We start from the raw sequence: 14,522 nt of genomic DNA, 5'->3' as shown, positions 1-14,522 counted from the left end.
ACGAGACGATCTGCCATGTCCATTCACGCTGCACTGAACCACGTTACCCACTACCGCTACGACCGCCTGGTAGCGCTAGGCCCCCAGGTTGTGCGCCTGCGCCCGGCGCCGCACTGCCGTAGCAAGATCATTTCCTATTCGCTCAAAGTGGAGCCCAGCGAGGGCCACTTCCTGAACTGGCAGCAAGACCCGTTTGCCAACTACCAGGCGAGACTGGTCTTCCCCAACAAGACGCGCGAGTTCAAGGTCACGGTGGACGTGGTCGTCGAGATGGCGGTCTACAACCCGTTCGACTTCTTTCTGGAGCCGTCAGCCGAGGAGTTTCCGTTCAAATACGAACCCATGCTGCAGGAAGAACTGCTGCCCTATCTGCTGGCCGACGAGCGCACCCCGCTGCTCAACGACTACCTCGCCAAGATCAACTACACCAAGCGGCGCACCATCGATTTTCTGGTCGACCTGAACCAGATGCTGCACAACGACATCCGCTACACCATACGCATGGAGCCCGGCGTGCAAACGCCGGAGGAAACGCTGACCAAGGGATCGGGCTCCTGCCGCGACTCCGGCTGGTTGCTGGTGCAACTGCTGCGCCATTGCGGGCTGGCGGCCCGCTTTGTGTCGGGCTATCTGATACAGCTCAAACCCGACGTCAAGGCCCTGGACGGTCCCAGCGGTACCGAGGTCGATTTCACCGACCTGCACGCCTGGTGCGAAGTCTATTTGCCTGGCGCCGGCTGGATAGGCCTGGACGCCACCAGCGGCCTGCTGGCCGGTGAAGGCCACATCCCGCTGGCCTGCACACCCCAGCCCTCGGGGGCGGCGCCCATTGAAGGCGGCGTGGACGAGAGCGAGGTGGAGTTCAGCCACCACATGCAGGTGACCCGCATCTACGAGTCGCCCCGTGTAACCAAGCCCTATACCGAGGAGCAATGGGCCGACGTCATGGACCTGGGCGCTGCGGTAGACAAAGAGTTGGTAGCCGGCGATGTGCGCTTGACCATGGGGGGTGAGCCCACCTTTGTGGCCGTCAACGACCGCGACGCCGCCGAATGGAACACCGACGCCCTAGGCCCCACCAAGCGCGGCTTTGCTACAGCCTTGGTGCACAAGCTGCGCCACGAATACGGCCAGGGCGGTTTCCTGCATTTTGGTCAGGGCAAGTGGTACCCCGGTGAGCAGCTGCCGCGCTGGGCATTGAACATCTACTGGCGGGCCGACAAACAGCCGGTCTGGTCCGACCCTTCGCTGTTCACCGACGAGCGCGATCCCACCTACTACACCAGCGCAGATGCCATGCGCTTCACGCAGACCCTGTGCAGGCGCCTGGGCGTGACCGACCAGTACATCCTGCCTGGCTACGAAGACGCCTGGTACTACCTGTGGCGCGAACGGCGCCTGCCGGTGAATGTGGACCCGTTCCACTCCAAGCTCGACGACGAAATGGAGCGCGCGCGGCTGCGCCGCGTGTTCGCACAAAAGCTGGACACCGCCATCGGCTATGTGCTGCCCATCAAAGCCGGTGAAGGCCCCAGCCTCAGTGGCCCGAAGTGGACCACCGGCCCCTGGTTCTTCCGTGACGAGCGCATGTACCTGATGCCCGGCGATTCACCCATGGGCCTGCGTCTGCCGCTGGACTCGTTGCCATGGGTCAGCAAGGCCGACTTCCCCTATTTGGTAGAGACCGACCCCAGCGCGCCGCGCGGACCATTGCCCTCGCATGGCGCATTCATTGCGCGCTACGCCAACGCCGCTGGCCCGGCCGTCACCAGCAGCACCGCCGCGCCACCGGTCGGCACTGTGGGTGGCCAGACGGCCCGTGCCGATGTGCCCTACCTGAGCAGCGCCACCACACAGCAGGAAGCCGCGCGCAAGTACCAGAACGCATTGAACGGCAAAGCGGGCATCGCGTCCGCAGCGGCGCCCGTCACCGCTGGCACCAGCCCCACGCTGGCCGATCTGGCCGCGCGCCGCGCTGCGCAGACGGAGCCGCACGACTATGTGCGGGCGCCTGCACGCGGCGAATCCGCCCATTGGGTGACTCGCACCGCGCTGTGCGTGGAAGTGCGCGACCCGCGCCGCGCCAGCGGCCCCAAGGCCGAAGCAGTGGGCACACCATCCGGCGTGCTGTATGTCTTCATGCCGCCGCTGGAGCGCCTGGAAGACTACCTGGACCTGCTGACCGCCATCGAAGCCACAGCACAAGAGCTGCGCATGAAGCTGGTACTGGAGGGCTACCCGCCCCCGCGCGACCCGCGTCTCAAGCTGCTGCAAGTCACACCCGACCCCGGCGTCATTGAGGTCAACATCCACCCGGTCAACAACTGGAAAGAGCTGGTCTACAACACCGAGTTCTTATACAACGCGGCGTTCGAATCCCGCCTCTCGGCCGAGAAGTTCATGACCGATGGCCGCCACACCGGCACCGGCGGCGGCAACCACTTCGTGATGGGCGGCGCCACACCGGCCGACAGCCCCTTCCTGCGCAAACCCGAACTCTTGGCCAGCCTGCTGCTGTACTGGCACAACCACCCGTCGTTGAGCTACCTGTTCAGCGGCATGTTCGTTGGTCCTACCAGCCAGGCGCCACGCGTGGACGAGGCCCGCAACGACCAGCTGTACGAGCTGGAAATTGCGATTGAGCAGATCTACAAGAACCGCGAGCTGTACGGCCAGAGCATGCCCCCGTGGCTGGTGGACCGCACGCTGCGCAACATCCTGATCGACGTGACCGGTAACACCCACCGCAGCGAGTTTTCCATCGACAAGATGTACTCGCCCGACTCGGCCACCGGCCGCCTGGGCCTGCTGGAACTGCGTGCGTTCGAGATGCCACCGCACCCGCGCATGAGCATCGTGCAGCAACTGCTGCTGCGTGCGCTGGTCGCCCGCTTCTGGAAGAAGCCTTATGAAGCGCCGGTGACCCGCTGGGGCACAGAGTTGCACGACCGCTTCATGCTGCCCACCTTCATCAAGATGGACTTCGACGATGTGGTAACGGACATGCGCGCCGCGGGCTACCCGTTCGACCCGAGCTGGTTCGCACCCCACGTGGAGTTCCGCTTCCCGCTGGTCGGATCGGTCCAATCGGCCGGCATCGAATTGACGCTGCGCTGCGCGCTGGAGCCCTGGCACGTGATGGGCGAGGAAAGCTCGGCCGGCGGCACGGCCCGCTATGTGGACTCGTCACTGGAGCGCATGGAAGTGCATGTGAAAGGCCTGAACGAAAGCCGCTATGTCATCACCTGCAACGGCCAGGCATTGCCCATGCAAAGCACCGGCACGGTTGGTGAATTTGTAGCCGGCGTGCGGTTCAAAGCCTGGAACCCACCCAGCAGCTTGCACCCCACGATAGGCGTGCACGCCCCGCTAACCTTTGACATCATCGATACGTGGATGAAGCGCTCCCTGGGCGGCTGCCAATACCACGTGGCACATCCGGGTGGACGCAGTTATGACAACTTCCCCGTCAACTCCTTCGAAGCCGAAAGCCGCCGCCTGACGCGCTTCACCTCTACCGGCCATACACCGGGTGTGGTGCATGTGCCGCCGGCGACGATCAACGTGGCGGGCAGCAAGGAGTTTCCGTTTACACGGGATCTGCGACGCGGCTAGGCATGCTGTCCCCCCTTCTTTCAACCCAGAGCGTTTATGCAAAATCCTTCAGACCAACCCATAGCCCCATCCAAGATCCACATGATTGGTGGAGAAAAAGGCGGGGTTGGCAAATCCATGGTGGCCCGCCTGCTAGCCCAGTATTTCATCGACAAGAACATCCCGTTTGTCGGCTTCGACACCGACCGCTCGCATGGCGCGCTGCTGCGCTTTTACAAAGACTTTGCGTCCGCGGTATTGATTGACCACTATGAAGCGCTGGACCATATCGTCGAGGCCGCGGTAGAACTGCCCGGCGTACGCGTGTTGGTCGATCTGGCCGCGCAGACGCACGAGCCACTGGTGAAGTGGATTGACGACTCCGGCGTGTTGAACATGGCCGACGACACCGGCTTCACGCTGCACTATTGGCATGTGATGGACTCAGGTCGCGATTCGGTGGATTTGCTGACGCGCCTGCTAGACCGCTATGGCAAGCACCTGAACTATGTGCTGGTGCTCAACCAGTTGCGCGGAGACGACTTTGGCCAATTGGAGCGCTCGGGCCAGTTGGAACGTGCGCTGGACTTGGGCGCCAAGGTGATTTCCATCAGGCACCTGCACGACGCCGTCGTACAAAAGATAGATGCCAACAACAGCAGCTTCTGGGCAGCCAAGAACGATGCCACCGCGGGCGAAGCAAGCCTGCGTCTGATGGAGCGCCAGCGCCTGTCCACCTGGATGCAACATGCCTACGAAGAGATTGCCAAGGCCGACGCCTAACCAGTAGCCAAGGCCAATCACCAGATGCACCGTCCTCTGCCAGGAGATGGTGGGGAACTGTGCGCGCTGCTGCGGACTGTTTCAGACAGAGAGTTGCCGAAAATTTAGGCAAATTTACAGAAGCGGATAGAATCCGACACAAACGTATCAAAACGTATCGGCTCTCATATCGTGAAAAAGCCATATTTGTATCGCTCTGGGAGGGCGGAGCGTGCATTCTGATTTGGCATTAAAAATGGTGTCCGACCTGCTATGGACCGGTTTCCTCGTAGGAGCGCCCATCATGGGTTTGACGATGTTGGTTGGCTTGCTGATCAGCATCTTGCAGGTGGTCACGCAAATCCAAGAGATGTCGTTGACCTTTGTCCCCAAACTGTTGACTGCAGGCGCAACCCTGCTGTTCTTCGGGCCTTGGATGCTGCGCAAGCTGGGACAGTATTCCACGTCGCTGTGGACATCCATCCCGTCCCTGTTTTAACTTGACGAGCTGCAACTGGCATCCATGGAACTGACGCGGGTTCTTTCGTCGCTCGTTTCTCCCTTGGGGGCGACACATTCTTCGGGTGCGGCCTATGCCGTGCTGCTGTTGTCCACACGCTTGGCAACCGTGCTGGCCATGACGCCTGTGCTGTATGCCATGCCTATGCCCGGCAGCGTGCGTGCCTTGCTCATTTTGACTCTGTCTGTTTCCTTGTCTCTTGCCTTGCCAATCCCATCGAACAGTTTGCCACCCGATACAGGGGCGCTGATCACCGCCGTCTGCCTTGAAGCCGCATTCGGAGCGATTCTTGGCATGGGGATACTTTTGGCATTCGCGGCGTTTGCAGTGGCTGGCCAATTGCTGGACCTGCAAATCGGCTTCGGCATAGCCCAAATGCTCGATCCCGTCAGTCACAGACCTGTCCCGCTCCTGGTTTCAGTCTTCAATAATCTGGCCGTAGTGTGCTTCTTCATCCTGGATGGACACCATGCCTTGCTCAAAGGTGTGGCCTACAGCGTAGCCTACTTCCCGCTGGGTGTGTCGTGGAGCATGGATGCCATGCTCGTCCCAGTCCTCAGGCAAGTGACAGGGCTCTTCAGCCTGGGATTCGCCTTGGCGGCACCTGTCGTTTTCTGCATCTTGTTGATCGAGCTGGCTCTGGGCACCATCGCCCGAAATCTGCCCCAGGTCAATATGTTTGCGCTCGGTATTCCGTTGAAGATCGTCGCAGGGTTGGTTCTCTTGTCCTTATGGTTCATGGCCATGGGAGGGGCCATGACCAAGATTTTCAATAGCGTCTTCAGCGGTTGGGATTTTCTGTTTTCCGCCGGTAGTTGGGATCTGCCCCATGTCTGAGCAAGATCTGGACCGGAATGAGGAAGCCACCCCCTATAAGCTGCAAAAAGCGCGGGAGAAGGGTCAGGTCTCCAAAAGCAGCGACGTCGTATCTGCTGTGGTGTTCTTTGCCGCGGTCATTTTCATTACCTGGAAGGGCTTGGACGTCGTCCGTGAGCAGTTTCGTTTTGATCAAAACCTGTTGCAACTCGCAGGCCACATCGAAGCCTCCGGCCTGTGGGCGCTCGTTGCCTTCAGCATCAAAGCCTCGCTATCGTTGATGGTGCCTTTTCTTGCCACCCTGATGATCGCGGCCCTCGTGGCCAACCTGATGCAGACAGGACCGGTTCTGTCATTGGACCCCATTACCGCGGATTTCGATCGCATCAACCCGGTCAATGGATTGAAGAAGTTTTTTTCGGTGCGCACATTGGTTGATGCATTGAAGGCTTGTATCAAGTTGCTGCTCCTGACCACGGTTTCTTACTATGCCTTGCAGAGCCTGGCCCCACAGTTTTACAGCCTGTCTGCTTTTTCTTCGATCGGGTATGTCAAGACACTGGTTGACGACATGTCCAGCCTGGGCATCAAGATGGCGTTGATCTTGGGATTCATAGCCTTGTTGGATCTCATTTTTACCCGCCATGAATTTGCAAAAAAAATGCGAATGAGCAAGCGCGATGTCAAGGACGAAGCCAAGCACAGGGATGGCGACCCCCGGGTGCGTGCGCGGATGCGCGAGTTGCGCAACGAAATGCGTAAACGCAGTCAATCGCTGCGCAACACCAAGAATGCCGACGTTTTGCTCACCAACCCAACACACGTTGCAGTCGCTCTGAGATATGTCCACGGAGAAATGGAGTCACCCCAGGTGGTCGCAAAGGGGGCCGGCCATCTCGCAGCTGCCATGCGCAAGATTGCGGCCAGACACCATATACCCGTTGTGCAAAGTCCAACGATAGCCCGCAGACTATTCAAGGAGCTTGACATAGAACACTACGTCCCGCCAGATATGTTCGCCGAGGTTGCGCGCATCATCGTATGGGTCTTCGCTATGCGGGAGCGGCAGTCCGGCATGCGCAGGCAGGGGGCCGCAGCATGAACGCGCTGCAAAGATTCTTCGGCAAAAACAGCGACATCGCCATGGTGCTGCTGGTACTGGGCGTGTTGGTGGTGCTTTTTGTACCCATACCCAGCTCTCTGCTGGACTTTCTGATACTGACCAATTTCAGCTTTGCGCTGCTGATCCTGCTGCTCACCTTTTATATGGCGCGGCCAGTGGAGTTCTCCACATTTCCCTCGCTCTTGCTAATCGCCACTTTGTTCAGACTATCCCTGAACGTCGCGGCTACACGTTTGATTTTGTCTGACGGAGACGCTGGACGCGTGATTGGCGCAATCGGATCCTACGTCGTAGGTGGCAATTACGTTATTGGCCTCATTGTATTTTTGATCTTGATTGTCGTGCAGTATGTCGTGGTGACCGCTGGCGCGCAACGCGTCTCTGAAGTAGCCGCCCGCTTTACCCTTGACAGCATGCCAGGCCAGCAGATGAGTATCGATGCTGATCTGAACATGGGATTCATCGATCAAGCAGAAGCACAGCGCCGCAGAAAAAATATTGAAAAAGAGGCGGCCTTCTACGGCGCGATGGATGGTGCCAGCAAGTTTGTCAAGGGCGACGCGATTGCAGGCATCGTCATCCTGTTCATTGACATCGTTGGCGGGCTGATTATTGGTGTAATGCAACACAAACTGCCGTGGGACCAGGCCCTGCAGACCTACACCTTGCTAACCATAGGAGACGGCATCGTGACCCAGGTCCCGGCCTTGGTCATTGCGGTGGGCACCGGCATCATTGTTACGCGATCAGCCTCTGATGGGAACCTGAGTCAAGAGGTTTTGCGGCAGATCACATCTTTCCCAAAAACATTGATACTGGTGATCAGCGCCTTGGCCGGCCTGCTGTTTCTGCCCGGCATTCCCGTGTGGCCCACGCTGCTCCTGATCGCGCTTGTGGGCACGGTCGCAGCCACTGCACACAAGCTGATGCAACCCAAAGAATCGGACCAGGAAGCGCAGGACTCTGCCGCGAAAACGGCAAGCACCGAGACCGGACCGGCGAATGACGATCCCTATGCGCTGCTGCCTGTGGAACCCATCGAGATCCATATGGGGACCCATTGGGTACCGTCGGTCAACGAAGTATTTATGGAACGCATTGCGGCATTTCGCAAGCAGCACGCGCAGGAGTATGGCTTGGTCTTGCCGCGTGTGCGTTTCAAAGATGCAGCCCGGCTGGGAACCGATCGCTACGAGATTCAACTCGACGGTGTCATCTATGGCCGTGGAGAGGCCAAACTGGGGCGTCTGCTGGCCATCCACCCCACTGGCAAGACCGACATGCTTCCAGGGGAAGTCACCCGAGATCCGACCTACTCGCTGCCGGCCCTGTGGATCGAAGAGAGCCAGCGCGGCGCCGCAACCGCTGCACAATTCACGTTGGTCGATGCCCCCACCGTATTCATGACCCACCTAATGGAAGTCTTGCGGCGAGAGTCGGCTGCACTTCTCACGCGGGCTGAAACCGACCGTCTCCTGGCCCGCGTTCGCCAGACCCAACCGAGCCTGGTTGAAGAACTCATTCCAACCGTTCTATCGGTGAGCGATGTACAGCGGGTGCTGCAGAATCTGCTGCGCGAAAAGGTATCCATTCGCCACATTGAAGCTATTTTGGAAACCCTGGCAGATGCGGGGCGGAATTCCAAGGACGCCAACTACCTTACCGAGGTGGTTCGCCACCGATTGGGCCACGCGATCTGCCAAGGACTTCTAGGCGACTCCAACGTATTGCATGTCTTGACTCTGGATCCGACCATCGAGAGTCGGATCATGCAGCACGTCCAGACGGCACAGATGCCCAAAGAAGAGGGAGCCGCCACGGTAAACCACTCTTTCGTCATCGAACCCAAACTGGCCGAGCAAGTCATTGCCAAATTGGTGCTACAGGCCGAACGCATGATGAAAAGCAATATGTTGCCCGTCCTGCTCTGCAATCCTGAGTTGCGTCGCCATATCAGGGCGCTGTCTGAGCGCGTCATGCCCCATTTACGCGTCCTCTCCATGGCGGAGATACCGAACAACTTAGAACTGAAGTCCTACGCTGTTGTCACGTTGTAAACCACCACCCGTCTGTCCACTCTTGAGAAACCAGCCATGCAAGAAGTCCTCGCTCTGAGCCTGCAAGCCATGCAACACGATATGCAACGCATAGATCGCGTTGGCATGAACATGGCAAACACTTTGACGCCGGGCTACAAGCGGGAAGTCGCTGCCAGCCGTCCACTGACAACTACCACCTTCTCCACCTTGGTCACCCAACTGGGGGCAACGGTTCCAGACCAGGGGACAAACCAAGACGCTCCTCTGGTGACTCCATTTTTTGTCCAAACTGACCTGCGCCCTGGAACCATGAAATCGACCGGACAAAGTCTGGATCTGGCTCTAACCGGTAATGGTTTTTTTGAAGTGATGACCGAAAACGGTCTCGCCTACACCCGCCAGGGTGATTTTCATGTGGATGCACGTGGTCGCCTCGTGACCTCACAGGGAATGCCTGTGATGGGGAAGGACGGTGAGATTTATCCCGGCAGTACGAATCCAGTCATTGACCCCGATGGCAAAGTGTACGAATCACAGCAGGCGCTAGGAAAAGCGGGGACCCAAGTCCGTACCGGTCCTTTACCCTTGGGGGGGAGTCTGGACCCCGTCCCAGTTTCCCAGCTAAGAGTTGTCCAGATTGACGACCCGAAGAATATGCAGCGCTTGGGTGGCGGCCTCTTGAAGCCAAGCAGTGGCGCCAGCACCCTGGCCGCTGCGGACGGTCAGGTTCGCCAGGGCTTTCTGGAAAATTCGAATGTCAATTCCATGCAAGAGATGGTGCAACTGATGCAAACCATGCGCCACTTCGAGTCGCTGCAAAAGGCGGCACTGACATATGACGACATGACGGGACAAGCCATCCGCAAACTTGGCGACTTGTCTTGACACCCATCCAGCCAATGACAGCAATATTGCACAAGGAATTACAGAATGTTTGAAGCTTTCTACATCGGCGCTACTGGCATGCAGGCGCAACAACTCAACGTTGACACCATTGCAAACAACTTGGCCAACGTCAATACAACCGGCTTCAAAAAGGGGCGCGTCACCTTCACGGACCTGGTTGTTCAGGACAACACCCGACCGTCATCATCGGGTGCTGATGCGAACCTTGGACTGTTGGCACCCAGCATGCGCCTGGGCGCGGGCGTCGGCATTGCATCCATCGCGAAGATGTTTGACACAGGCGATTTGAAGAAAACAAACTCGCCCTACGACCTTGCGATCAAGGGCGATGGTTTCATGGAAGTCACCATGCCGGATGGGTCTCGCGCCTATACCCGGGGTGGGACGTTCAAACTCAACAAGGACGGGGTTATCTCAACAGCTGCCGGTTACCCGCTGAAACCGGGCATCGCCATTCCCGACAATGCGCAAAGCGTAGTGATACAGCCCGACGGGCGTGTGCAAGTGAGTTCTGCAAGCCATCCCACGCTGGCAGATGTTGGGCAACTGGAGCTGGTCAGATTTGCAAACCCGCAGGGCTTGCTCACATACGGCGATGGCCTCTACAAGTCCAACGAAGCTTCCGGCGAAGCCCTCGCCTCCAAACCAGGCGAAGATGGGGTTGGCACCCTGGCGCATGGGTATTTGGAAGGATCCAACGTAAAAATGGTTGATGAAATGGTCAACTTGATGATTGCGCAACGTACCTATGAAGCAAATGTCAAATTGGTACAGGCCAGCGATGAAATGATGGGCATGGTTAACGCCCTACGCAGATAACCATGTCGATCGCCCTCCATCTCTTGCGAAAGTGCTGTATAGCCTGCATGGCTGTCCAATGCGCGAGCGCGTTTGCCGCAAGCCCCTTTTTACAAACCTACGTAATGCGGTTTGAGTTGAAGCCGCATATACAAGTTTCGAAGGCACAGGTCACACTGGGAGACGTTGCCAATATCAGCAGCACAGACCTCACAGTCTTGCAACGCGCCATGGCGGTACCCATCGGCCACGCACCGCTGCCAGGTATGTCGGTGAGCCTGGAAGCTGAGCGCGTGCAGCGCTGGACAGCGCAATACCTCAAGTTGTTACCTTCCCAAGTTCGATGGGAAGGTAACCCACGGTCCGAAGTTGGCACCTATGGCCCCGACGTACGCTCCAGCGAATTGGTGGACGTTGCTCAGGTGGCGCTTCAAAAACATCTTGAATCCAAGGTCTTGGCGCTAGGCATGCAAAAGGACCGGATACAGGTACAAACAGCGTCCGATCCAAGCGGGTTTCAGCTTCCAATGGGCAACGTGTCACTGAGCGCACGCAGCCTTGGGGACACGCCGATGTCAAAGCGCATGACCGTGTGGGTGGATGCCATGCTCAATGGACGCTTCGCCCGGGCGACGCCTGTGACTTTTGAAGTGGCTGTGTATGCCAAGGGAGCCGTTGCCTCGGAACGCCTTCCGGTAGGCATGCCCATTGGTCCCGGACAATTTTCCGTCCAGGAAGTGGATTTGACACGCGTGCAGGGTGTTCCCATCGATACAAGTGGTACATCGAGCGCGTCCGGCGCTGTAGCGCACCAGCGCCTGCGCAAATCCATCGAAAAAGGCGAAACCATAACCACGGCCCATGTACAGCCCATTCCTGCAGTATCCCGTGGAGACTGGGCCAGTCTCACGTCCCAAAATGGTCTAGTGAACCTGGAGAGCCGTGTCGAGGTTCTGCAGGACGGCCTGGTGGGCCAGATGGTGCGCGTCAGACCGGCGCTTGGCAACAGCCCCGTATTTGCTCGTGTAACAAGCCCAGGACATCTGGAGTTTCAACCATGAAGAACCTTAGAACGGCCATAGCAGGTTTGAAAGCCGTGGCGCTGTCAACCAGCCTGCTGTTGGTGGCACCGCAGGGCCATGCAGAGAGTTTGTATAGGGAACAGTCATACCGGTCCTTGACAGCCGACAACAAAGCACACCAGGAAGGTGACGCTTTGACGATTCAAATCTACGAAAATTCCACCGCATCGTCTAGCGCAGACACGGGCACCCGCCGCAAGAACAGTGTGTCCGCTGAATTCGGATCCAACAACAATCCCACGACGCAAGGTAGTCTGCGCGTGGGCGGAGAATTCGATGGTGGAGGAAAAACCCAACGCGCCAACCGCGTGTTGGCAACCATCACCGTGACCGTGCGCGAAGTACTGCAAAACGGCGACCTGCTGGTTTCGGGGGAACAAATGCTCACCGTCAATCGGGAACCACAGAGAGTAACCTTGGAAGGACGCGTCCGACCACAAGACATTTCCGATGGCAACGTCGTGCTTTCCACGCGTCTTGCAGACGCGAAGATTACCTACGTTGGGGAAGGCGATATTGACGAGCGCACCACCAAACCTTGGTGGCGCAATATGCTGGATTGGATGGGTCTGTAGTATGAAGCCAATGCGCGCACTCGGCACATTTGCTATTGCAGTGGCCAGCAGTTTCTTGTTCGTCACGCCCATCCATGCCGACCCGATTCGGGTCAAAGACCTCGGCAAGCTGCAAGGCTGGCGCGACAACGTGTTGGTCGGAACGGGCATCGTCACAGGTCTGGCAGGGACAGGAGATTCGTCCAACAATCGGACGACCCGACAAGCACTGTCCAACGCCTTGTCCCAGTTCAACCTGACTATCCCGGTGGACCAAATCCAAAGCCGCAACGTCGCCGTGGTGATGGTCAGTGCCCAATTGCCTACATTCGCCAGACAAGGCGATGCCGTTGATATCTCCGTGACGTCTGTGGGCGATGCGAGAAGCCTTGTAGGAGGCAGCTTGCTCCTAACTCCGTTGAAAGGAGCCAATGGGAAAACTTATGCCTTGGCCCAGGGTGCACTGTCGGTAGGTGGGTACCGCTACGACGCAAGTGGAAATGTCATACAAAAGAACCACCCAACCGTAGGTTCAGTGCCCAACGGCGCAACCGTCGAGGTCGGCGTCAGCGCGCAAATGCTGTCCAGCAACTACCTGCTTACCTTCCTTCTGACCGAAGCAGACTACACGACGGCAAGCCGCGTTGCCAGCGCGATCAATGAGCAAGCCGGAGAAAACCTGGCGCGCGCACGCGATGCATCGGGAATCGAAATAACCGTCCCTGAGTCGCAGCGCCAGAACCTGGTCGGCTTCATTGCCAAACTCGAATCTGTCACCGTAGAACCGGATCGTCGAGCCAAAGTCGTTATCAATGAGCGCACCGGAACTATCGTCTCCGGAGGCGATGTTCGACTGTCCAAGGTCGCCATTTCCCACGGCGATATCAAGGTATCGATCAGCAACCAGATTGGTGCGTCGCAACCCACGGGACTTATTGGTCAGCCGGGTGCGGACATCCGAACCGCCATCATCACCAATACCCGGCTGGACATTGATGAGCAACAAGGCTCTGGCTTTGTCGCGGGCAACAACACCGTGGCGGACTTGGTCCAGTCGCTATCGCAGCTTAAAACCAGTACGCGGGACATTATTTCCATACTGCGCGCCATCAAGACGGCGGGGGCTCTGCATGCAGAGCTAGTCGTTCAATAACAGAGGGACTCACACTATGCTAGACGGACTCGAAGCGATTACAACTGCAACGCTATCTCTCGCGCTCGATGCGGCGAGCAAACGCCACCAAGTCATTGCCAACAATATCGCCAACGCGAACACAGAAGGGTACACGCCCAAACGCGTCAATTTCGCGGCCTATGTACAAGACATACGCCAAGAATTGAATGAGCGCGGCAGACTCGACGCGTCCAGTGTGACCCAGTGGGCGCATAAGTCCCTACCTGTAGAAGACCTGGTCAATGCGGCAGGCACCCCGGCAAAAGTCTTGTTGGACCAGGAGGTAGCAGACATGGCACAAAACTCTGTGCAATACCAGGCACTCATCAAGGGCCTGTCGCGCCACATGGGTATTTTGTCTGTCGCTATCAGCGACGGAAAACGCTAAGCAGAAGGAACGCAGCCATGGACTACTCACAAGCATTTGCCATTAGCGCGACTGGCATGACGATAGAGCGCACACGCGTGGAAGTCGCCACGCTCAACCTTGCCAATGCCAATACGGTGGCTGGACCTGATGGGAATTTGTACCGCCCTTTGCGCGTGGTAGCGCGAAACGCATTTGGTGACGCCGTGACCGCCGGATTGAACGCAGTTTCGGTTCACATCGAGCCCACCGGGCAGGCCCCACGTACTGTGTATGAACCGGGCCACCCGATGGCCGACGCACAAGGGTTCGTGGCCTACGCGGGTGTAGACACTGCAACGGAAATGGTCACCATGATGAGTGCGGTGCGCTCTTACGAAGCCAATGTGGCGGCCATGAACACTGCGCGCAATATGGCGCTCAAGGCCCTGGAAATTGGAGCAGGAACATGACGATGGAATCAATCGCCGCCATAGCGGCTCCCCAAATAGTAGAACCTTCCCTGCTGCCGACCCTTGGTGGCACCGGCCCAGTCGACAAGAGCGCCCCTTCGGGAGACTTTGGAAGCATGGTGACGCAGGGCATCAACCAAATCAACCAGCAGTTGCTTGCAAACCAAGTTGACCTGCAGCAACTGGCTGCAGGCAACGCGGAAAACCTCCACCAAATCATGATCCGCCTGGAAGAAAGCCGCATGTCGTTTCAACTGGCCATGCAAGTGCGCAATCGGGTACTGGAAGCCTACCAGGACGTCATGAAGATGCAGATATAGCCCACCGCCGCAATC

14 protein-coding genes are annotated in these 14,522 nt (G+C 58.1%); all 14 read left to right on the top strand.

Annotation, left to right across the window (positions count from 1 at the left end; genetic code table 11):
- Positions 1–15 precede the first annotated feature (15 nt).
- Complete coding sequence (locus tag AC07OO_RS17455) at positions 16–3,615, top strand: transglutaminase family protein (protein ID WP_495083402.1); 3,600 nt, start codon at positions 16–18, stop codon at positions 3,613–3,615.
- 36 nt (positions 3,616–3,651) lie between these two features.
- The gene (locus tag AC07OO_RS17450; protein ID WP_495083401.1) at positions 3,652–4,377 is read left to right on the top strand and encodes a nucleotide-binding protein; all 726 of its coding nucleotides are present in this window, start codon (positions 3,652–3,654) and stop codon (positions 4,375–4,377) included.
- A gap of 211 nt (positions 4,378–4,588) precedes the next feature.
- Complete coding sequence (locus AC07OO_RS17445; RefSeq protein ID WP_495083400.1) at positions 4,589–4,855, top strand: flagellar biosynthetic protein FliQ; 267 nt, start codon at positions 4,589–4,591, stop codon at positions 4,853–4,855.
- A 24-nt stretch (positions 4,856–4,879) separates the two neighbouring features.
- The gene (locus tag AC07OO_RS17440; RefSeq protein WP_495083399.1) at positions 4,880–5,713 is read left to right on the top strand and encodes a flagellar biosynthetic protein FliR; all 834 of its coding nucleotides are present in this window, start codon (positions 4,880–4,882) and stop codon (positions 5,711–5,713) included.
- Positions 5,706–6,794: an EscU/YscU/HrcU family type III secretion system export apparatus switch protein gene (locus AC07OO_RS17435; protein WP_495083398.1), complete on the top strand. Its 1,089-nt coding sequence runs from the start codon at positions 5,706–5,708 to the stop codon at positions 6,792–6,794. Before AC07OO_RS17440 ends, AC07OO_RS17435 begins: the two co-directional genes overlap by 8 nt.
- The gene (locus AC07OO_RS17430; RefSeq protein WP_495083397.1) at positions 6,791–8,872 is read left to right on the top strand and encodes a flagellar biosynthesis protein FlhA; all 2,082 of its coding nucleotides are present in this window, start codon (positions 6,791–6,793) and stop codon (positions 8,870–8,872) included. Before AC07OO_RS17435 ends, AC07OO_RS17430 begins: the two co-directional genes overlap by 4 nt.
- A 36-nt stretch (positions 8,873–8,908) precedes the next feature.
- Positions 8,909–9,739, top strand: coding sequence for a flagellar hook-basal body protein (locus AC07OO_RS17425; RefSeq protein ID WP_495083396.1), 831 nt, complete (start codon positions 8,909–8,911; stop codon positions 9,737–9,739).
- Between the two features lie 45 nt (positions 9,740–9,784).
- Complete coding sequence (gene flgG, locus AC07OO_RS17420; protein WP_495083395.1) at positions 9,785–10,579, top strand: flagellar basal-body rod protein FlgG; 795 nt, start codon at positions 9,785–9,787, stop codon at positions 10,577–10,579.
- Between the two features lie 2 nt (positions 10,580–10,581).
- Positions 10,582–11,619 (top strand): flagellar basal body P-ring formation chaperone FlgA, encoded by a 1,038-nt coding sequence (gene flgA, locus AC07OO_RS17415; RefSeq protein ID WP_495083394.1) that lies wholly within the window; start codon positions 10,582–10,584, stop codon positions 11,617–11,619.
- Positions 11,616–12,215 (top strand): flagellar basal body L-ring protein FlgH, encoded by a 600-nt coding sequence (locus tag AC07OO_RS17410; RefSeq protein ID WP_495083393.1) that lies wholly within the window; start codon positions 11,616–11,618, stop codon positions 12,213–12,215. The genes flgA and AC07OO_RS17410 overlap by 4 nt, the downstream gene beginning before the upstream one ends.
- 1 nt (position 12,216) lies before the next feature.
- Positions 12,217–13,347, top strand: coding sequence for a flagellar basal body P-ring protein FlgI (locus tag AC07OO_RS17405; protein ID WP_495083392.1), 1,131 nt, complete (start codon positions 12,217–12,219; stop codon positions 13,345–13,347).
- A 16-nt stretch (positions 13,348–13,363) separates the two neighbouring features.
- Entirely contained in the window at positions 13,364–13,756 is a 393-nt protein-coding gene (flgB, locus tag AC07OO_RS17400) for a flagellar basal body rod protein FlgB (protein ID WP_495083391.1), read from the top strand.
- Positions 13,757–13,773: 17 nt separating this feature from the next.
- Entirely contained in the window at positions 13,774–14,187 is a 414-nt protein-coding gene (gene flgC / locus AC07OO_RS17395) for a flagellar basal body rod protein FlgC (RefSeq protein ID WP_495083390.1), read from the top strand.
- Positions 14,184–14,507 (top strand): flagellar hook-basal body complex protein FliE, encoded by a 324-nt coding sequence (gene fliE / locus AC07OO_RS17390; RefSeq protein ID WP_495083389.1) that lies wholly within the window; start codon positions 14,184–14,186, stop codon positions 14,505–14,507. The genes flgC and fliE overlap by 4 nt, the downstream gene beginning before the upstream one ends.
- Positions 14,508–14,522: the final 15 nt, after the last annotated feature.

The organism is Rhodoferax sp. GW821-FHT07G04 (assembly GCF_059418585.1).
Note: the sequence above shows the minus strand (reverse complement) of the source record. Positions and strands in the feature narration are given on the sequence as shown.